This is a genomic window from Xanthomonas arboricola pv. populi (genome assembly GCF_002939945.1).
Classification (GTDB): Bacteria; Pseudomonadota; Gammaproteobacteria; order Xanthomonadales; family Xanthomonadaceae; genus Xanthomonas; species Xanthomonas arboricola_A.
In genome coordinates this window covers 1-404 of record NZ_MDEB01000026.1, presented here as the reverse complement: position 1 = coordinate 404, position 404 = coordinate 1, and the positions used below count along the sequence as shown (strand labels likewise).

The 404-nt window shown below is 64.9% G+C and carries 1 pseudogene; it reads right to left on the bottom strand.

Annotated features, from left to right (window positions below):
• Positions 1-404, bottom strand: a pseudogene (locus tag XaplCFBP3123_RS21115) (xylose isomerase); the annotation flags it as partial.

Genomic DNA, 404 nt, shown 5'->3' with positions numbered 1-404 from the left:
AAGCGCGCCATGTTGTCCTGCTCGCGCTTCATCTGGGTGTTGTGCAGGCAGGCGTAGCCTTCGCGGCCGCCCCAGAACACGTAGTTCTCGCCGCCCAGTTCCACGGTGGCATCGATCGCGGCCTTGACCTGCACCGCCGCACGCGCCACCACATTGAAGTCCGGATTGGTGGATGCGCCGTTCATGTAACGCGGGTGCGAGAACAGGTTGGCGGTGCCCCACAGCAGCTTGACGCCGGTGTCGGCCTGGCGCTGCTTGGCGATGCCGACCATGTGGGTGAGGTTGCGCTCGTACTCGCCGATGTCGTCGGCATCCGGCGACAGATCCACGTCGTGGAAGCAGTAGTACGGCACGCCGAGCTTGGTGAAGAATTCGAACGCGGCATCGGCCTTGGCTTCGGCGCG